This is a genomic window from Streptomyces viridosporus T7A (assembly GCF_008704515.1).
Taxonomy (GTDB): Bacteria; Actinomycetota; Actinomycetes; order Streptomycetales; family Streptomycetaceae; genus Streptomyces; species Streptomyces viridosporus.
Map to the genome: position 1 here is coordinate 3,477,315 of NZ_CP023700.1, position 20,095 is coordinate 3,497,409.

General features: G+C 73.0%; 12 protein-coding genes. 6 read left to right on the forward strand and 6 right to left on the reverse strand.

Annotated features, from left to right (window positions below):
- Position 1: 1 nt before the first annotated feature.
- On the forward strand, positions 2–982 hold the full coding sequence (gene galE, locus CP969_RS16085) for a UDP-glucose 4-epimerase GalE (RefSeq protein WP_016826004.1): 981 nt from the start codon (positions 2–4) through the stop codon (positions 980–982).
- A 133-nt stretch (positions 983–1,115) separates the two neighbouring features.
- Here the strand turns inward: galE and CP969_RS16090 are convergent, their stop codons facing one another.
- Positions 1,116–1,742, reverse strand: coding sequence for a TetR/AcrR family transcriptional regulator (locus CP969_RS16090; protein ID WP_078495524.1), 627 nt, complete (start codon positions 1,740–1,742; stop codon positions 1,116–1,118).
- Between the two features lie 181 nt (positions 1,743–1,923).
- On the opposite strand from CP969_RS16090, the gene CP969_RS16095 reads away from it, so the two are divergent.
- The 4 genes from CP969_RS16095 (at position 1,924) to CP969_RS16110 (ending at position 7,657) form a co-directional block, all read left to right on the forward strand.
- Entirely contained in the window at positions 1,924–2,847 is a 924-nt protein-coding gene (locus CP969_RS16095) for an ABC transporter permease (protein ID WP_016826002.1), read from the forward strand.
- Complete coding sequence (locus CP969_RS16100; RefSeq protein ID WP_016823658.1) at positions 2,840–3,643, forward strand: ABC transporter ATP-binding protein; 804 nt, start codon at positions 2,840–2,842, stop codon at positions 3,641–3,643. Before CP969_RS16095 ends, CP969_RS16100 begins: the two co-directional genes overlap by 8 nt.
- Positions 3,644–3,788: 145 nt before the next feature.
- Positions 3,789–5,987: a CDP-glycerol glycerophosphotransferase family protein gene (locus tag CP969_RS16105; RefSeq protein WP_016826001.1), complete on the forward strand. Its 2,199-nt coding sequence runs from the start codon at positions 3,789–3,791 to the stop codon at positions 5,985–5,987.
- Positions 5,975–7,657 (forward strand): glycosyltransferase family 2 protein, encoded by a 1,683-nt coding sequence (locus CP969_RS16110; RefSeq protein WP_004987345.1) that lies wholly within the window; start codon positions 5,975–5,977, stop codon positions 7,655–7,657. The genes CP969_RS16105 and CP969_RS16110 overlap by 13 nt, the downstream gene beginning before the upstream one ends.
- Before the next feature lie 70 nt (positions 7,658–7,727).
- Here the strand turns inward: CP969_RS16110 and CP969_RS16115 are convergent, their stop codons facing one another.
- The 4 genes from CP969_RS16115 to CP969_RS16130 all read right to left on the reverse strand — a co-directional run bounded on the left by CP969_RS16115 (position 7,728) and on the right by CP969_RS16130 (position 16,106).
- On the reverse strand, positions 7,728–9,260 hold the full coding sequence (locus CP969_RS16115) for a hypothetical protein (RefSeq protein WP_016826000.1): 1,533 nt from the start codon (positions 9,258–9,260) through the stop codon (positions 7,728–7,730).
- A 165-nt stretch (positions 9,261–9,425) separates the two neighbouring features.
- On the reverse strand, positions 9,426–14,357 hold the full coding sequence (locus CP969_RS16120) for an NAD-glutamate dehydrogenase (protein ID WP_016825999.1): 4,932 nt from the start codon (positions 14,355–14,357) through the stop codon (positions 9,426–9,428).
- 489 nt (positions 14,358–14,846) lie between these two features.
- Positions 14,847–15,512, reverse strand: coding sequence for an HAD family hydrolase (locus tag CP969_RS16125; protein ID WP_016825998.1), 666 nt, complete (start codon positions 15,510–15,512; stop codon positions 14,847–14,849).
- 78 nt (positions 15,513–15,590) lie between these two features.
- Positions 15,591–16,106 (reverse strand): DUF6912 family protein, encoded by a 516-nt coding sequence (locus CP969_RS16130; protein WP_004987329.1) that lies wholly within the window; start codon positions 16,104–16,106, stop codon positions 15,591–15,593.
- Positions 16,107–16,456: 350 nt separating this feature from the next.
- Between CP969_RS16130 and CP969_RS16135 the strand changes: the two genes are divergently transcribed.
- Positions 16,457–17,095 (forward strand): Rv3235 family protein, encoded by a 639-nt coding sequence (locus tag CP969_RS16135; RefSeq protein WP_150474938.1) that lies wholly within the window; start codon positions 16,457–16,459, stop codon positions 17,093–17,095.
- Positions 17,096–17,181: 86 nt separating this feature from the next.
- On the opposite strand, the gene secA is transcribed toward CP969_RS16135, so the two are convergent.
- Positions 17,182–20,028, reverse strand: a complete 2,847-nt coding sequence (secA, locus tag CP969_RS16140; RefSeq protein ID WP_016825994.1) for a preprotein translocase subunit SecA — start codon at positions 20,026–20,028, stop codon at positions 17,182–17,184.
- Positions 20,029–20,095: the final 67 nt, after the last annotated feature.

Below are 20,095 nucleotides of genomic sequence, written 5' to 3' on the forward strand. Positions count from 1 at the left end.
CATGACCTGGTTGATCACCGGCGGCGCCGGCTACATCGGGGCGCACGTCGTACGGGCGATGACCGAGGCGGGAGAACGGGTGGTGGTGTACGACGACCTGTCCACCGGTCTCGCCGACCGGGTGCCGGACGGGGTGCCGCTGGTGGTCGGCTCGACCCTGGACGGCGAGCGGGTGGCGCGCGCCCTCGCCGGGCACGGGGTCACCGGCGTCGTCCACCTGGCGGCGAAGAAGCAGGTGGGCGAGTCGGTGGAGAGGCCCCTGCACTACTACCGGGAGAACGTCGAGGGCCTGCGCGTCCTGCTGGAGGCGGCGGGGGCGGCCGGGGTGACGTCCTTCGTGTTCTCGTCCTCGGCGGCGGTGTACGGCATGCCGGACGTGGAGGTGGTCACGGAGGAGACCCCCTGCGTGCCCCTGTCGCCCTACGGCGAGACCAAGCTGGCCGGCGAGTGGCTGGTCCGCGCGACCGGCAGGGCGGCCGGGCTGTCCACGGCCTGCCTGCGCTACTTCAACGTGGCCGGCGCGGCGAGCCCCGGCCTCGCCGACGCGGGCGCGTTCAACCTGATCCCCCTGGTCTTCGAGAAGCTGACCGGGAACGCCTCCCCGCGCATCCTCGGCGACGACTACCCGACCCCGGACGGCACCTGCGTCCGTGACTACATCCACGTCGTCGACCTGGCCGAGGCCCATGTGGCGGCGGCCCGCGCGCTGCGCTCCTCCCCCGGCCGGGACCTCACCCTCAACATCGGCCGCGGTGAGGGCGTCTCGGTCCGCGGGATGATCGACCGCATCAACGTGCTCACCGGTCACGACCGCCCGCCGGTGATCACCGCCCGCCGCCCCGGCGACCCGGCGCGCGTCGTCGCCTCCGCCGACCGCGCGGCCGCCGAGCTCGGCTGGAAGCCCCGCCACGGCGTCGACGACATGATCACCTCGGCCTGGGCCGGCTGGCTCCACCACCACCCGGAGGCGGCGCGCGGATAATCCGCGCGGACCCCCTCCGCCCCGGCCTCCTCCGAGCGCGCCCTGCGCACCACCGCCGGCCGGGAGGACGCCGTGCGCGCCGCGCTCGACCCGGCGGGCGGGAGACCCGCCCGGACGAGGGGCCGTCACCCTCTCACAGTGCCTTCAGCGCCTGGGTCGTCGCCCTCGCCAGCGCGGCCAGGTACCCCTTCGGCGGCTTCGGGGCGCGGATCACCACCGAGCGCCAGTACAGCGGGCCCGAGATCAGGTCCAGGGCCAGGGCGTGGTCGGCGCCGGGGCGCAGTTCGCCGCGCTCCTCCGCCGCCGTGACGATGGACCTGGCGACCGAGTCCTGGCCCTCCCGCAGCGCCTTCTGCAGGGCCTCGGCGATGTCGGGGTTGCGGGCGGCCTCGGCCTGGAGGTCGGGGAGGATCTGCGAGGCGACGGGGTGGCGCAGGGCGCGGGAGGTGACCTCGTACAGCAGCCGCAGGTCGTTCTCGAGGGAGCCGGTGTCCGGCGCGGGCAGGCCCTGGACGGCGAGCGCGGACATCAGGTCGAGGACCAGGTGCAGTTTGGAGCGCCAGCGGCGGTACACCGCGGTCTTGCCGACGCCCGCGCGGCGCGCGATGCCCTCGATCGACATCCGCGCGTAGCCGACGGCCGCGAGTTCCTCGAAGACGGCCGCCCGGATGGCCTCCGTCACGTCCTCCCGCAGTACGGCGGCCCCGGCGGGGGCCCTGCGCCGCGGGCGCGGCCGGGGCTCGTCGGCGTTCGTCGTCATGCGGACCAGCATAGGACGAGACGACGAAACGGTTGCGTTCCGACGTACATTCGACCTACGCTCCCGTTGCGACGATACGGTGCCGTCCCGACGTACGAGAACGCCAGGAGGCGTACGGGAGAACGACGGGCGAGCACCGCGCGCCCCCTGCCACCCCCTCCCCCTACCGAAAGCAGCGGATGTGAGTCAGGCCCTCCACACACCGCCCCCCGCCCCGGTCCCCCCGCCCGAGGAGGACCTCGCGGCCCTCGCCGCCCGCCACGGCCTCACGGTCAGTGGTGCCCGGCCGTCCCTCCCGGGGTACGTCCGTCAGCTGTGGGGGCGGCGGCACTTCATCCTCGCCTTCTCGCAGGCGAAGCTGACCGCCCAGTACAGCCAGGCGCGGCTGGGGCAGCTGTGGCAGGTGGCCACGCCGCTGCTGAACGCGGCCGTGTACTTCTTCGTCTTCGGGCTGCTGCTGGGCGCCCGCCGGGGCATCCCGCACGACATCTGCGTGCCGTTTTTGGTCACGGGCGTGTTCGTGTTCACCTTCACCCAGAGCACGGTGCTGGCCGGGGTGCGGGCGATCTCCGGGAACCTGGGGCTGGTGCGGGCGCTGCACTTCCCGCGGGCCGCGCTGCCGCTCTCGTTCGCGCTGCAGCAGCTGCAGCAGCTGCTGTTCTCGCTGGTCGTGCTGGTGGCGGTGGTGCTGGCGTTCGGCAGCGTGCCCGGCCCGTCCTGGCTGCTGGTGGTGCCCGCGCTGGCGCTGCAGTTCGTCTTCAACGCCGGGCTGGCGCTGATCTTCGCGCGGCTGGGCAGCCGGACGCCGGACCTGGCGCAGCTGATGCCGTTCGTGCTGCGCACCTGGATGTACGCCTCCGGGGTGATGTTCAGCATCCCGGCGATGCTGGCGGGCCGGGACGTGCCGGGGTGGCTGGCGGACGTGCTGCAGTGGAACCCGGCGGCCATCTACATGGACCTGGTGCGGTTCGCGCTGATCGACGGCTACGGCGCGGGGTACCTGCCGCCGCACGTGTGGGCGTTCGCGGCGGGCTGGGCGCTGCTGGCCGGCGCGGCCGGCTTCGTGTACTTCTGGAAGGCTGAGGAGAGGTACGGCCGTGGCTGAGCACACCGACCGGGCCGGCGCGGCGGGGGCGCGGGTGCCCACGGTCATCGCCGACGACCTGCACATCGTCTACCGGGTCAACGGCGCCCGGGGCGGGCGGGGCAGCGCCACCGCGGCGCTCAGCCGCATCCTGGCCCGGGGCCGGGACGAGGCGCGGCGCGGGGTGCGCACGGTGCACGCGGTGCGCGGGGTGTCCTTCGTGGCCTACCGGGGCGAGGCGATCGGGCTGATCGGCTCCAACGGGTCGGGCAAGTCGACCCTGCTGCGGGCCATCGCCGGGCTGCTGCCCGCGGAGCGGGGCCGGGTCTACACCGACGGCCAGCCCTCGCTGCTCGGGGTGAACGCCGCGCTGATGAACGACCTGACCGGGGAGCGCAACGTGGTCCTGGGCGGGCTGGCCATGGGGATGTCCCGCGCGGAGGTCCGGGCCCGCTACCAGCAGATCGTCGACTTCTCCGGGATCAACGACAAGGGCGACTTCATCACCCTGCCGATGCGCACCTACTCCTCCGGCATGGCGGCCCGGCTGCGGTTCTCCATCGCCGCCGCCAAGGACCACGACGTGCTGATGATCGACGAGGCGCTGGCCACCGGGGACCGCAAGTTCCAGAAGCGCTCCGAGGCGCGGATCCGGGAGCTGCGCAAGGAGGCCGGCACGGTGTTCCTGGTCAGCCACAACAACAAGTCGATCCGCGACACCTGCGACCGGGTGCTGTGGCTGGAGCGCGGCGAGCTGCGCATGGACGGGCCGACCGACGAGGTGCTCGGGGAGTACGAGAAGTTCACCGGCAAGTGACCCCGGCCCCGCCGGCACGAGGCCGGGCGGCGCGCGCCCGCGCGTCCCGGCGCCGCCTTCCGCCGCATTAATGCCAATATGACTGAAACGGAGTGACCGCAGCGGAACGACCGGAGCGACGACGAGCAGCCGAAGGAGCCCCGCGATGCCCGAGCTCAGTGTCATCGTCCACGGGCCGAACACCCAGGACCACCTGACCGGCCTCCTCGACTCCCTCGCCGCCCACCCCCACCCGGGCACCGAGGTCGTCGTCGCCGCCGTCGGCGACTGGGCCCAGGAGACGGCCGAGCGGCACGCCCCCGGGATCCAGGTGCTGCCCCTGCCCGACGGCACGTCCGACGCGGCGGCCCGGGCGGCGGGGGCGGCCCGGGCCACCGGCCGCTGGCTGCACTTCGTCCACGCCAAGGACGGTCTGCCGCCCGGCGGCCCGCGCACGATCGCCGAACGCGTCGCCGAGCTTCCCCCCACCGTGGACGTCCTGCTGATCGACCACGTCCGCAGCACCTGGCGCACCCTCGGGCTGCCCTCCGCGGACGGCCCCCTGCTCGCCCGCGCGGGCCGCACCGACCTCGTCCTCGACGACAGCGCCTACCTGCTGCGCCTGACCCCGCTGCTCGGCACCCGCGTCCTGCGCGCCGGTTTCTGGCGGGCCCACCGGGACCGCCTCACCACCGACGACGAACCCCACGCGGCCCTCGCCGCCCTCCTGCTCGCCGACCGCGTCGCCTGCCTGCCGCACGTCGCCCACGAGGACCGCCGGCTGCGGCCCGCCAGCCTCCCCCCGGTCACCGCCGAGCAGCACTACGCCCTCGTCGACCGCTACGAGAGCCTCCTCGACCTCACCCGCGACCGCCCCGCCGCCTACACCGTGCTCTACGAGATCATGGTCCGGGACTGCCTGCGCGCCTTCGCCCGCGGCGGCATGCCCGAGGACGTGGCCCGGGAGTTCTTCCGCCGGGCCTCGCTCGCCGCCCTGCGCCGCCGTCCCGAGGGCCACCGGCGCCCCGCCGGCCTCGACGGCGTCCGCCGCTCGCTGCTCGAGGAGGGCGCCTACACCCGGTACCGCGCCTTCCAGGCCGCCAACCGCACCCGCCGCGCCGTGCGGTCCACGGTGCGCGCCGGCAGGCGGCAGCTCGGCACCCGGGTCCGCGACCACCAGTACCGCAGGGCCCTGCGCCGGCCGGTCGATCCCCGTCTGGCCGTGTTCGCCGCCTACTGGAACCGCGGCGTCGCCTGCAACCCGGCCGCGATCGCCGCCAAGCTGGCCGAACTCGCCCCGCACATCCACCCGGTGTGGGTGGTGACCGCCGAGAACGCGGCCCTGCTCCCGCCCGGCACCGACCACGTCGTCCCCGGCACGCGCCGCTACGGGGAGGTGCTCGCCACCGCGAAGTACCTCGTCAACAACGTCAACTTCCCCAACGCGGTGGTCAAACGTCCCGACGCCGTCCACCTCCAGACCCACCACGGCACCCCGCTCAAGCGCATGGGCCTGGACCAGATGTCGTTCCCGGCCGCCGCCCAGGGACTGGACTTCGCCGCCCTGCTGGAGCGTGTCGACAAATGGGACTACAGCCTCTCCAGCAACAGCCACACCACCCGGATGTGGGAGCGGGCGTACCCCTCCCGGTTCGTCTCGCTCGACCACGGCTATCCGCGCAACGACGTCTACTACACGGCCGGTGCCGACGACGTCCGCGCGGTCCGCGAGCGCCTCGGCATCGCCCCGGGGCGCCGGGCCGTGCTGTACGCGCCCACCCACCGCGACTACGAGGCCGGCTGGACCCCGCGCCTGGACCTGGCCGCGCTCGCCGACCGCCTCGGCGAGGACACCGTCCTGCTGGTGCGCGGCCACTACTTCTACGACGGCACCGCCTCCCCGCCGGCCGGTCCGCGCCGTTCGGGCCGCATCGTGGACGTCTCGTCCTACGACCCGGTCGAGGAGCTGTGCCTGGCCGCCGACGTCCTGGTCACGGACTACTCGTCGATCATGTTCGACTACGCCAACCTCGACCGCCCCCTGGTGATCCACGCCGACGACTGGGAGACGTACCGCACCACCCGCGGCGTCTACTTCGACCTGATGACCGAGGCGCCCGGACCGGTGGCCCGCACCCAGGAGGAACTCACCGAGATCCTCACCACGGACGCCTGGCGCGACGAGGGCGCGGCGAAGGCGCGGGCCGCCTTCCGGCGCCGGTTCTGCGAGTACGACGACGGCCGCGCCGCCGAACGCGTCGTGCGCCGGGTCTTCCTCGGCCAGGACGAGGCGTCCCTGCCGCCGGTGCTGCCGCTCGAGGAGCGCACCCCGGCGCCCAGTCCCGAGGAGGCATGCCCGCCGTGACCACCCCCGGCACCCCCGACGTCACCGTGACGGTGATCGTGCACAACGACGCCGAGCGGCTTCCCCGCGCGGTCGCGTCCGTCCGCCGCCAGACCCACCGCGCCCTCGAGATCGTCATCAGCGACGACCACTCGACGGACGACACCCCCCGGGTGGCGCGGGAGCTCGCGGCCCGCGACCCCCGGATCCGGTACCTGCGCCTGCCGCACAACAGCGGCGGGTGCAGCGCCCCGCGCAACCGGGCCCTGGAGATCGCGCGGGCGCCGTACCTGATGTTCCTCGACAGCGACGACGAACTCCCCGAGGACGCGGTCGCCCTGCTGCTGGCCGCCCACCGCGAACGGGAGATCGACTTCGCGATGGGCGCGGTGCGGCGGATCCGGACGGACACCGGCCGCCGCTCCACCTGGATGCCGCACCTCGTGCGCGAGCGCCGCACCCTGGACGGCATCGAGGCCGACCCCCGGCTGTTCTTCGAGCACCTGTCGACCAGCAAGATGTACGCCCGCGCCTTCCTCGACCGGCACGCCCTGCGCTTCCCCGAGGGCATCCACTACGAGGACCAGCTCTTCTCCGCCCAGGCGTACTGCCTGGCGAAGCGGTTCACGATCGTCCCGGAGCCGGTGTACCTCTGGTACATCGCCCCGTACGCCGCCGCCGACGCGGCGTCCATCTCCAACCAGCGGCACCGGCTCGGCAACGTCCGCGACCGCATCCACGTCCAGCGCCTCATCGACGCCTTCCTGACCGAGAGCGGGCACGAGGCGCTGCGCGAGGACAAGGACCACAAGTTCCTCAAGCACGACTTCCGGATGTACGCGGGCGACCTGCCGCACCGGGACGAGGAGTGGCTGGCGGCCTTCGCGGACCTGGTGAACCCCTACCTGGACACGCTGTCCCCGGGCGCGTACGCCCGCCTGCCGCGCGCCGAACGGGTGGTGCTGCGGCTGATCCGCGACCGGCGCCTGGACGAGGCCCGGCTGGCGGCCCGCGGCCTCGGCCACGGCGTCGCCCCGCGGCAGGTGACCAGGGACGCGGACGGCCGCACCTACTGGGGCGGGCGGGTCCCCGACTCCGCCGACGCCCGCCGCGAACTGGACCTGACCGAGCTGGAGCTGGACACCCGCCCGTTCTTCGGCGCCCAGTTCCGCCACGAGATCACGGAGATCACCCGGGGTCCCGGGGCCGGTGTCGAGCTGGCCGTACGGACGTACGACCCGGCCCTGCGGCTGCCGGTCGGCCCCCAGCGCGCGGCCCTCCTCCTCACTCCCGGCCGGCGCCGCCTCACGGTCCCCTTCCGCCTCTCCCCCGTCCGTCCCGGCGTCTTCGAGGGCCGCGTCCGCGTCGACCTCGCGGCCGCGTCCCTCCCGCTGAGCGGCTTCGCCGGGGTGCGCCACCCGATGGTCCGCCTCACCCACCGGGGGCAGGGCAACACGGGGCTGCTGCTGGCGCCGCTCGGCTTCCCGGCCCTGACCGCCCGCGTCCCCTACCGCTCCGGCACGGCCCCGCACCGGGTCACGGTCGAGCCGGAGGGGCACGGTCCGGGCCGGCTCCAGGTGAGCTGGGAACCGGTCGGGATCACGGCGGGCGTGCTGCGCCCGGTGGCCCGCCGGGTGGCCCGCCCGAGCGTGCGCCGGGCGGCCCGCCTGGTGGCGAGCGCGCTGCGGTGAGGACGGCGGGGTGCGGGCGAAAGTGGTGCGGGCGAAGGCGGTGCGGGCGAAGGCGGTGTGAGGCCGCGGCTCACGGCACCGCGTAGAGCACCTGCCCCTCCGGTCCCCGCGCCACCGCCCGCAGCCCGGCGTCGTCCAGGGTCCCGGCCTCGTCCACCACCCAGCGCACCCCGTACTCCCGCTCGATGGCCCGCCGTGCCCCCCGCGGGGTCCCCGCCGCGAAGTACTCCTCGGTGGCCGCCGCCCGGCGCCCCTCGTCCGGCAGGAAGAAGTCGGGGTAGCCGGGAGCGACCGTGTACGGCCCGTACGCCGGGATCCGGCGGGCCGGAGCGGTCCTGGCCATGACCACGTCCCCGTACCCCACCCACGGCGTGATCCAGCCGTACCCCGTCCACGGCGGCCGGTACCCGTCCCGGACGGCCTGCGGCAGGGCACCGTGCGGTACCACGTACCCGAGCGTCCCCGCCTGGGCCCACGCCCCGACGGCGAGCGTCCCGGCGAGCAGGGCCGCCCAGCCGGCGCGCACCCCCCGCCGTCCCGCCCGGACCGCCTCCAGCGCCACCGCGAGCTGCGCCGGGATCACCACGGCGGGCAGCGCGCGCCCCCACGAGTAGTGGCCGCTCAGCCACCCGGCCGCCACGACCCCCGCGCCCAGCAGGAAGAACAGCACCAGCGGATCGCGCCGGTCCCGCCGCCCCCGCGCGGCCAGCGCCGCCACCCCGAGCAGCACCAGCCCGAACCGCGCGGCCAGGTCCGCGTACAGCACCCGGTGCACCGGCTCCAGGCCGGATCCGGCGCCGAACAGCGCGAAGAAGTCGTAGTACGGCCACGCCCACAGCACCGCCACCCCCAGCAGCAGCCCGGCGGCCGGCCGCGGCCACGTCGCGCGCCCCGACCGCGTCCCGAGCACGACGGCGCACGCGCCCAGCGTGGCCACCACCCCGGAGAACTGGTGGCAGAGCAGGATCACCGCCCACAGCGCCCCCAGCCCGAGCCACGTCCCCCACCCGGCCCCGCGGCGCAGCGCCCCCGTCAGCCACGCCCAGAAGTGGAAGGCGAGGCCGAGGGTGAAGGTGCTCGGGTACGACACCGTCAGCGCGAGCGAGGTGAGTCCGGGAAAGCCGCTCCACAGGAACGGGGTCGTGCCCCACAGGAGCAGCAGGCTCAGCAGGGCGAGCACGGGCGCGTCCCGGTGCGTGCTCCACGTCCGTGCGTACCGCCACACCCCGGTCACCAGCAGCGCCAGTCCGACGACGGCGGCCAGGCGCAGGACGACGAACACGGACAGCCCCGTCACCCGGGCGACCGTGCCGAGCAGCAGCATCCACGGCGAGTAGTACGGGCTCGGCGTGTCCGCGTCGACCAGCGGGTTGCCGGGGTCGAGCGGGCTGTGCCGCAGGCGCTGCAGGGTCGCCGCGTGCATGCCCAGGTCGCCGATCCACGGGAGCCGCACGATCACCAGGACCATCAGGACGAGGAGGAGCCCGAGGGCGGTCCGGGCCACGGCGCGGCCGACGGCCGCCGGACGGATCGCGGCGGGCCGCCTGCCGGCCCTCTCGGGTGCGGCGGACGCTGCGGCGGACGATGAGGAGCGGACGGTCACGTAGGACCCTTGCCCGAAACGGCGGGTTCTCCACGGAATCGCTCCCGACACCCACCCAAGGCACCACAACGCACGCGGGGGCGCCCCGGGCCGGGCGGGCCCGGGGCGCCCCCGCGTCGTGTTCGTCGGCGTACGGCCCCGTCCGCGCGGGCGGGGCCGTACGGCCTAGGAGTGGCTGCGCAGCAGCGTCCGCATCGTCCGCATCGCCACCGACAGGTTGGCGAGGTCGAAGGAGTCGGAACCGTGGATCTCGTCCAGCGTGGCGCGGGCCCGGCCGAGCAGCGCCGCGTTCTTCTGCTCCCAGAGCTGGAAGCGCTGCTCCGGGGTCGCGGAGCCGTTGCCCACCGCCAGGACCTCCGCGGTCACCGCCGCGTGCGCCGCGTACAGGTCCTCGCGGATCGCCGCGCGGGCCATGGACTGCCAGCGGTCGGCACGGGGCAGCTCGATGATGCGGTCCATCAGCTGGGTGATGTTCAGCCGGTCGGCGAGGTCGTAGTAGACCTCGGCGACGTCCAGCGGGTCCTTGCCCATCCGATCGGCCACCGACACGATGTCGAGCGTCGGGAAGGCGGAGGAGAACCCGGCGACCCGGGTGGCCAGCTCGTCGGGGACGCCGGCGCCGGACAGCTCGTCGTGGATCTGCTGGTACCAGTCCAGGTCCGCGCCGCGCAGCAGCTTCGGCAGCTGCGCCCAGACCTGCTCGACGCGCTCGGCGAAGAACTCCACCGTCTCCGCCAGCTCCAGCGGCTGCGGCCGGTTGTTGAGCAGCCAGCGCGTGCCGCGCTCCACCAGCCGGCGCGAGTGCAGCCGGATCCGGGTCTGGGTCTCCGCGTCGACCTTGTTGTCGAGGGCCTCGACCCCGTCCCACACCACCGCGGAGCGGAAGATCGCGCGGGCCGCGGTCTGCGCCCGGACGATCTCCTCCAGCGACGCGCCGGTCTCCTCGCGCATCCGGTGCAGATACGTCGTACCGCCCGTGTTGACCGTGTCGTTGACCAGCACGGTCGTGGTGATCTCGCGGCGCAGCGGGTGGCTGTCGATGTGCTCCTGGAACCGCTCGCGCAGCGCGCTCGGGAAGTAGGCGTACAGCAGCCCCTTCAGGTAGGGGTCGTCGGGCAGCGAGGTGTGCAGCAGTTCCTCGGCGACCGTGATCTTCGTGTACGCCAGCAGGACGGCCGTCTCCGGTCCGGTCAGGCCCTGGCCGGCGGCGAGCCGCTCGCGGATCTGGCGGTCGGTGGGCAGGAACTCCAGGGCCCGGTCGAGCAGGCCCTCGCGCACCAGGTGCTTCAGGAAGCGCTGCTGGGCGTGGAGCATGTCCCTGGACTGGGCCAGGGCGTTGGCGATGGCGGTGTTCTGCGCGTAGTTGGTGCGCAGCACCATGCGGCCGACCTCGTCGGTCATCTCGGCGAGCAGCTTGTTGCGCTGCTTGACGGTCATGTCGCCGTCCGTGACCAGGCCGTTGAGCAGGATCTTGATGTTCACCTCGTGGTCGGAGGTGTCCACGCCCGCGCTGTTGTCGATGGCGTCGGTGTTGATCCGGCCGCCGTGCAACGCGAACTCGATCCGGCCGAGCTGGGTGAAGCCCAGGTTGCCGCCCTCGCCGACGACGGCGGCCCGCAGGTCCTTGCCGTCGACCCGGATGGGGTCGTTGCCCTTGTCGCCGACGTCGGCGTTGGACTCGGTGGACGCCTTGACGTACGTACCGATGCCGCCGTTCCACAGCAGGTCCACCGGCGCCTTCAGGACCGCCTGCATCAGCTCGACCGGGGTCATCTTGGTGACGCCGGGCTCGATGCCGAGGACCTCGCGGATCTGGGAGTTGAGCGGGATGGACTTGGCGGTGCGCGGGAACACGCCGCCGCCCGCCGACAGCAGCTCGGTGTCGTAGTCGGCCCAGGAGCTGCGGGGCAGCTCGAACAGGCGGCGGCGCTCGGCGTAGGAGGCGGCCGCGTCCGGGTTCGGGTCGATGAAGATGTGCCGGTGGTCGAAGGCGGCGACCAGGCGGATGTGCTCGCTGAGCAGCATGCCGTTGCCGAACACGTCACCGGACATGTCGCCGATGCCGACGACGGTGAAGTCCTGGGTCTGGGTGTCCACGCCCAGCTCCCGGAAGTGCCGCTTGACGGACTCCCAGGCGCCGCGGGCGGTGATGCCCATGCCCTTGTGGTCGTATCCGGCGGAGCCGCCGGAGGCGAAGGCGTCGCCGAGCCAGAAGTCGTAGGACGCGGCGACCTCGTTGGCGATGTCCGAGAACTTCGCGGTGCCCTTGTCGGCGGCGACGACGAGGTAGGTGTCGTCCTCGTCGTGCCGGACGACGTCCGCCGGGGGCACGACCTCGCCGGCCACCATGTTGTCGGTGACGTCGAGCAGTGCCGAGATGAACGTCCGGTAGCAGGCGACGCCCTCGGCCAGCCAGGCGTCGCGGTCGACGCTCGGGTCGGGCAGGTGCTTGGCGACGAAGCCGCCCTTGGCGCCCACCGGCACGATGACGGTGTTCTTCACCATCTGCGCCTTGACCAGGCCGAGGATCTCGGTGCGGAAGTCCTCCCGGCGGTCCGACCAGCGCAGGCCGCCGCGGGCGACCTTGCCGAAGCGCAGGTGCACGCCCTCCACGCGCGGCGAGTACACCCAGATCTCGAACGCCGGGCGCGGCGCCGGCAGGTCGGGGATGGCCTGCGGGTCGAACTTCATGGAGACGTAGTCGTGCGGCGTGCCGTCGTCCGTCTTCTGGAAGAAGTTGGTGCGCAGCGTCGCCTTGATGACGGTGAGGAAGGCGCGCAGGATGCGGTCCTCGTCGAGCGAGGCCACCTGGTCGAGGGCGGCGTCGAGCTCCTCGAGCAGGGCGTCCACCAGTTCGTGTCCGGCGCGCTGACGCTCCGGCGACATCCGGGCCTCGAACAGGGAGACGAGCAGCCGGGTGGTGTGGACGTTGTTGCGGAGGGTGTCCTCCATGTAGTCCTGGCTGAAGGTGGAGCCCGCCTGGCGCAGGTACTTGGCGTACGCCCGCAGCACCACGGCCTCGCGCCAGGTCAGTCCGGCGCCCAGCACGAGGGCGTTGAAGCCGTCGTTCTCCGCCTTGCCGGTCCAGGTCGCGGCGAAGGCGTCCTGGAACCGCTCGCGCGCGTCGTCGCCGAGGTGGTCGGCGGCGGCGCCGGTCAGCTTGGGCATGCGCAGGCCGAAGTCGTAGATCCAGGCCACGCTGCGGTCGGCGCACCGCAGTTCGTACGGCCGCTCGTCGACGACCTCGACGCCGAGCCGCTGGAGCACCGGCAGCACCGCGGAGAGGGAGATCGCCTCGCCCTTGCGGTAGATCTTGAAGCGGCGCTCCTCGGGGCCCGCGCCCACCGGCTCGTACAGGCTGAGCTCGAAGTTCCGCTCGTCGTCGAGCTGCTCGATGCGGGCGAGGTCGGCGACCGCGCCGCGCGGGGAGTGGTCGGCCTTGTAGCCCTCGGTGAAGGCGCCCGCGTAGCGGCGCAGCAGCTCGGCGGCGCGCTCCTCGCCGAACTCGGCGTTCAGCGCCTCGGCGAAGCCGTCGGCCCAGGAGCGGGCGGCCTCGACGAGCCGGGCCTCGATGCGCTCCTTGTCGGCGTCGGAGAGCTGCGGCAGCTCGGTGCCCTGCGGGACCCGGACCACGAAGTGCAGCCGGGAGAGGACGGACTCGGTGTTCCAGGCGGTGAAGTCGACGCTGGTGCCGCCGAGCTCCTCCTTGAGGATGTCGATGATCCGCAGCCGGACGCCGGTGGTGTAGCGGTCGCGGGGCAGGTAGACGAGGGCGGAGTAGTAGCGCCCGTACTCGTCCTGGCGCAGGTAGAGCCGCAGCCGGCGGCGCTCCTGGAGGTAGAGGACGGAGGTGACGATGGCCTGGAGCTCGTCGACCGGGGTCTGGAAGAGCTCGTCGCGCGGGTAGGTCTCCAGGATCTGGAGCAGGTCGCGCCCGTCGTGGCTGTTCGGCGAGAACCCGGCGCGCTCCAGCACCTCCTCGACCTTGCGCCGGATCACCGGCACCCGGCGGACGGACTCGGTGTAGGCGGCGGACGAGAACAGTCCGAGGAAGCGCCGCTCGCCGACGACGTTGCCGTCCGCGTCGAACTTCTTGACGCCGATGTAGTCCAGGTACGACGGCCGGTGCACGGTGGCCCGGCTGTTCGCCTTGGTCAGCACCAGCAGCTTGTGCTCGCGCGCCTTGGCGCGGGCGTCGGCGGGCAGCCGCTCGAAGGACGGGCTGACCGGGTGGCCCTCGGCGGAGGCGTGGTGCGGGTCGGAGCGCAGGATGCCGAGGCCGGTGCCGGGAATGGCGCCCAGCGAGTCGTCCTCGCGCAGCTCGTACTCGCGGTAGCCGAGGAAGGTGAAGTGGTCGTCGGCCAGCCAGTGCAGCAGCTCGCGGGCCTCCTCGACCTGCTGCTGGGGCAGGTCGCCGGGGACGGGCTCGTCGGACAGGCCCTCGGCCAGCCCGGTCGCCGCCCGGCGCATCTTGCCCCAGTCCTCGACGGCCTCACGGACGTCGGACAGGACGCGCAGCAGGTCGGCGGTGATCTGCTTGAGGTCACCGCGGTCGCTCTCGCGGTCGATCTCGACGTGGATCCAGGACTCGACGTGCGCGTCGTGCGGGAGGTCGTCGCCGGGCGGGGTGGGGAGCACCTCGATCAGCTTGCCGGTGACGTCCCGGCGGACCACGAACTGCGGGTGGATCACCACGTGGATGCCGCGGCCCTGGCGGGTCAGCTCGTTGGTGACGGAGTCGACCAGGAAGGGCATGTCGTCGGTGACCACCTCGACGACGGAGTGGCTGCAGGTCCAGCCGTTCTCCTCGACGGTCGGGGTGTGGACCCGGACGCTGGCCGTGCCCTGCGGGCGGTTCTCGGCCAGCCGGTGGTGCGAGGCAGCGGCCCCGAAGACGTCGACCGGGTCGCGGTCGGTGAGGTCCTCCGGTGCGGTGTGCAGGTAGAAGCGCTGGAGGAACGCGAGCACGGATTCCCGGTCGGGAGCACCCCCGTCCGCCGTCCCGGTCGGTAGTTTCCCCCCGGCCGGGCTGTTCTCAGCTACCCGGGCGGCCCTCTCGAGCAGCTCGGCCTTGGCTTCGTCCAGCTTGGTCTGCATGATCCTCTGGCTCCTGTCGCGCGCCGTTGCGTGACGTAGAAGGAAGTACGGTCTCCGACCCTGTGGTGCGGTGGTACGACACGGGGTGTCCAGTCTGTGTCGACGCTATGCCGCAAGGGGAGACGAGCGGGGGCCGTTCGGCCGATCCCGAGGTGTCCGACGGGTGTGACGCTGCTCTCCGCGCCCTCCGTCCCCGGGGGACGCACCGCGTCCCGGGTGCCCGTCGGGTCCCGTCCCGCCCGTGAGGACCAGCGGCCGCCGCCCGGTCACGGTTGTCGTCCGTGCTCTCCGGGCGCACAGCGGAGACGTCCATGTCCCCGCGAGGTATCGCGCTGATCACGGCACCAAGGCTATCGCTCCTCGCCGGGGGCCCGTCATGAGCCGTATGTGTACAAAACCATGGGGCGAAGTTTGACGTTCTGCACAGTGCACATTCGGTGACGACCGGGCAGGAGGGCGCCCGGCGGGCCCGCGAGGTCACCGGAATCCTCACGCCGCGAGGCGTTCCGCCTCCGCCACGGCCTCGGCCAGGGTGTCCACCACCGGCACGCCCACCGCCTCCAGGCCGGCCCGACCGTGGGAGCCGCCGGTGTAGAGGACCGCCTGCGCCCCGGCGTGCCGTGCGGCCAGCGCGTCGTCGACCGCGTCGCCGATCACCACCGTGCGCGCCGGATCCACACCGGTCAGCGCGCCGAGGTGGCGCACCATGTGCTCCGCCTTGCTGCCCCCGGACGGCCCGGTCCGCCCGTCGACCCGCAGGAAGTGCGACTCGATGCCGAAGTCCCGGACCAGCGGCACCAGGTCCTCGTGCCCGTACATGCTGAGGAGCGACTGGCTGCGTCCCGCCGACGACCACCCCGACAGCAGCTCCACCACGCCCTCGGCCAGCCCGCACCGCACCCGGTGCTCCGTGTAGTGCCGGTGGAAGGTCGCGTCCATCAGCTCCCACTCGGCCCCGCTCGGCAGCCGCCCCATCAGCCGCTCGTAGAACTTCGGCACCGGCACGCAGTACAGCTCCCGGTACCGCTCCAGCGTGATCGGCTCCAGTCCCAGCTCGGCGAAGGCCGTGTTGGTCGCCCCGATGACCGCGTCGACATCGTGGAACAGCGTCCCGTTCCAGTCCCAGACGATGTGCGCGTCCCTCTGCATCCCCATGCCCAAGAACGTACCCGCCGGCGCCGACATCCAGGAGAACAGCAGGTCGGCGCCCCGGCCGGACCGCCCGGACGGCGCTCAGTCCGCCGGGGCCACCAGGTCGGGGATCTCCTGCGTGGCGTACCACAGCAGCTCGTGGTCCTCCGCGCCGTCCACCGTGAACCGCGCGTCGTCGTCCCCGGCGTCCGCCGCGGGCAGCGCCCGGGCGGCGGCCGCCACGTCCGCCTCCGCGTCCGCCGCGTCCAGGTGCACCGCGGCCGCCTCGGACAGCGGCACGGGCCCGGCGACCCGCACCTCCCCGAGCGCGGCCGGGTCGAGCCCCCGGTCGGGGTCGACCGCGGCCGCCCGGTCGGGTACGTCGACGGCGACCACCACCCGGCGCCGGGGCGCGTCGGGGTCCGCCGCCAGCAGCCGCAGGGAGGCCAGCGCGGCGCGGCTCAGCGCGGCGTACTCCAGCTCCTCGATGTCGTCGGAGAGGTACCACTCGCGCAGCGCGGGCGTCACGGCGTACGCGAGGAGCGGTCCGTCGCCCAGCTCGCCCGTCCGGTGCGCCTCGGCGAGGCCGGGGAGGGTCAGGGGGACGTAGACGCGCATGTCGGCCGCTTTCGTGGTCGGAGGGTCCGCCGGGCACCCGGTGCGGGCGGTCGTGCCCGGTCCGGAGAGCCTTCAGGATACGTGCGGCGTCCCCCATCGAGTCCCCGCCCGCCCCCTCGACCGCGTCCACTCCGGGCCCGGACGTCACCCGGTGCGCCCGCTCCGGTAGGGGGCCGGCGCCCCGTCGATCACTCGGATAGGTGAACTTCCCGGCCGCTCCGACCCGTGTCCCGGTTCCTTGCCGCCGTACCGTCCCGCCCCGTACAAGATCCCCAACCACGAAGTTACCGCCCGGTATCGCCCGGCCCCGAGCCGGCGGCGACGCCCGGGCCCGTTCGAACGGGGTCCCCGTGAACAAGGTCATGACCAGGGCTCAGCACCGCCCCGGCACCCGCCCGGCCCACCGCCGCGACTCCCGCCGCCCCGCCGGCGCCGTCCCGCCCCGCACTCCCGCGGGAACCGCCGCCCGCGCCCCCTCCCCCGACGAGGGACGCCCCTCCCCCGGCGCCCGGCTCCGGCGCCCCGCGGACAACCGCCCGCCGTCCACCACCGCGCGGGCGGCCTCCGTCCGGGCCTCCCGGGCGCTCTCCGGCCGGGAGACCGCGCCCGGCGTCCCCGCCCAGGTACCGCACCGGCCCGCCGTCCCCCAGCCCCGCCCCACCGACCGCTTCGCCGAACTGCTCCTCGCCGTGCTGAGCGGGCAGCGGCCCGTCCACGCCATGCTGCGGCACACGGCGGGCCGCGCCTACGACGAGCTGGCCCGGCTCGCCGAGCACGGCCCGCTGCGCACCCGCGGCGTCCGGCCCGTCGTACGGGACATCGGCTACTTCGTTCCCCGCGAGGGCGCCCTCGAGGTCTTCGCCCGGATCGGCGCCGGCGACCGGCTGCGCGCCCTGGCGTTCCGGTTGGAGCGGGGCCGGGACCTGCGCTGGCGCTGCACCGCCGTGGAGCTGGGCGGCCCCCGCCCGCACCGCGCGGAGGACCGCTGACCGCGCGGAGGACGCCCGAGGGCCGGGCACCCCGGGGTGCCCGGCCCTCGGCCCGCCCGGAACCGCTCCGCACGGAGCGGCCCCGCTCACTTCTTGCGGCGACGCCCGCCCCGCGCCTGCTTGCGGCGCTCCGCGCGGGTGAGGCCGTCGGCCTCGGAGCGCACCGGCTCGTCGTCGGTGGCGAACTCGCCCTCGACGGTGCCGCCCTCGCCGTCCACCGTCGGCGCGGAGAAGTGCAGGTTCCGCCGCTGCGGGGCGTCGAGCCCCTTCGCGCGGATCTCCGGGCGCGCACCCGCCTGCGCGGGCACCGCGTCGTGCTTCTCCAGGTCGGCCACCGGCTTGACGTCCTCGACCGGGACCTCCTCGACCTGCTGCTCGACCTGGACCTCCAGGTTGAACAGGTAGCCGACCGACTCCTCCTTGATGCCCTCCATCATGGCCTGGAACATGTCGAAGCCCTCGCGCTGGTACTCGACCAGCGGGTCCTTCTGCGCCATCGCGCGCAGGCCGATGCCCTCCTGGAGGTAGTCCATCTCGTAGAGGTGCTCGCGCCACTTGCGGTCCAGGACCGACAGCACGACCCGGCGCTCCAGCTCACGCATGATCTCGGAGCCGAGCTGCGCCTCGCGGGCCTCGTACTGGGCGCGGATGTCGTCCTTGATGGACTCGGAGATGAACTCGGCGGTCAGTCCGGCCCGGTCGCCGGCCTCCTCCTCGAGCTCCTCGACGCTGATGCTCACCGGGTAGAGCTGCTTGAACGCGCCCCACAGCCGGTCCAGGTCCCAGTCCTCGGGGAAGCCCTCGGCGGTCTCGGCCTGGACGTAGGCGTCGATGGTGTCGTCCATGAAGTGCTGGATCTGCTCGTGCAGGTCCTCGCCCTCCAGGACGCGGCGCCGCTCGCCGTAGATGACCTCGCGCTGCCGGTTCATGACTTCGTCGTACTTCAGGACGTTCTTGCGGGTCTCGAAGTTCTGCGTCTCGACCTGCGACTGGGCGGAGGCGATGGCCCGCGTGACCATCTTGTTCTCGATGGGCACGTCGTCCGGCACGTTCGCCATCGACATCACGCGCTCGACCATCTGGGCCTTGAACAGACGCATCAGGTCGTCGCCGAGCGAGAGGTAGAAGCGGGACTCGCCGGGGTCGCCCTGACGGCCGGAACGGCCGCGGAGCTGGTTGTCGATGCGCCGCGACTCGTGCCGCTCGGTGCCCAGGACGTAGAGGCCGCCGAGCTTCTCGACCTCCTCCTTCTCCGCCTTGACCGCCTGCTCGGCCCGGGCGAGCGCCTCGGGCAGGGCCTGCGCCCACTCCTCGATGTGCTCCTCGGGGTCGAGGCCGCGCTGGCGCAGCTCCGCCTCCGCGAGGTCCTCGGGGTTGCCGCCGAGCTTGATGTCCGTACCGCGGCCCGCCATGTTCGTGGCCACGGTGACGGCGCCCCTGCGGCCGGCCTGGGCGACGATCGACGCCTCGCGCTCGTGGTGCTTGGCGTTCAGCACCTCGTGCTGGATGCCGCGCTTGCTGAGCTGCTGCGAGAGGTACTCGGACTTCTCCACCGAGGTGGTGCCGACGAGGATCGGCTGCCCCTTGCGGTGCTTCTCCTCGATGTCGTCGACGACCGCCTCGAACTTGGCGACCTCGGTGCGGTAGATGAGGTCGGACTGGTCCTTGCGGACCATCGGCCGGTTGGTCGGGATGGGCACCACGCCGAGCTTGTAGATCTGGTGGAACTCGGCGGCCTCGGTCATCGCCGTACCGGTCATGCCGGACAGGCCGGGGATCTCCTTGCCGTTGTGGTCGCGGCGCTTGTAGAGGCGGAAGAAGTTCTGGAGCGTGATCGTGGCGAGCGTCTGGTTCTCGTCCTTGATCGGCACGCCCTCCTTCGCCTCGATCGCCTGGTGCATGCCCTCGTTGTAGCGGCGGCCGGCGAGGATGCGGCCGGTGTGCTCGTCGACGATCATGACCTCGTCGTCGATGATGACGTAGTCCTTGTCGCGCTTGAAGAGCTCCTTGGCCTTGATGGCGTTGTTCAGGTAGCCCACGAGCGGGGTGTTCACCGACTCGTACAGGTTGTCGATGCCCAGCCAGTCCTCGACCTTGGCGACGCCGGACTCGTGGATGGCGACGGTGCGCTTCTTCTCGTCGACGTCGTAGTCGCCGGTCTCCTCGATGCCCTTGAGCGGCTGGCCGGCCTCGCCGCGCTTGAGGCGCTTGACCAGCTTGGCGAAGTCGCCGTACCACTTGGTGGCCTGGTCGGCCGGGCCGGAGATGATCAGCGGCGTACGGGCCTCGTCGATGAGGATGGAGTCGACCTCGTCGACGATGGCGAAGTTGTGGCCGCGCTGGACGAGTTCGTCCTTGGACCACGCCATGTTGTCGCGCAGGTAGTCGAAGCCGAACTCGTTGTTCGTGCCGTAGGTGATGTCGCAGGCGTACTGCTCGCGGCGCTGGGCCGGCGTCATGTTGGCGAGGATGCAGCCGACGCTCAGACCCAGGAACTTGTGGACGCGGCCCATCATCTCGGAGTCGCGCTCGGCCAGGTAGTCGTTGACCGTGATGATGTGGACGCCCTTGCCCGCCAGGGCGTTCAGGTACGCCGGCAGGGTGCCGACGAGGGTCTTGCCCTCACCGGTCTTCATCTCGGCCACGTAGCCCATGTGCAGGGCGGCGCCGCCCATGATCTGGACGTCGTAGTGCCGCTGGCCCAGGACGCGCTTGGCGGCCTCGCGGACGGTGGCGTACGCCTCGGGCAGCAGGTCGTCCAGGCTCTCACCGTCGGCGTAGCGCTCCCGGTACTCGTCGGTGAGGGCCCGCAGCTCGGCGTCGGAGAGGTCGACGAAGTCCTCTTCGATGGAGTTGACCTGGTCCGCGATGCGGTGCAGCTTGCGCAGGATCTTGCCTTCGCCTGCACGCATGATCTTCGAGAGGACGGACACGGGGGTTGGTCTCCTTGCCGGTCGGGCCTGGGACGGTCGGTTTCCGTTTCACTGATTGGGCAACGGC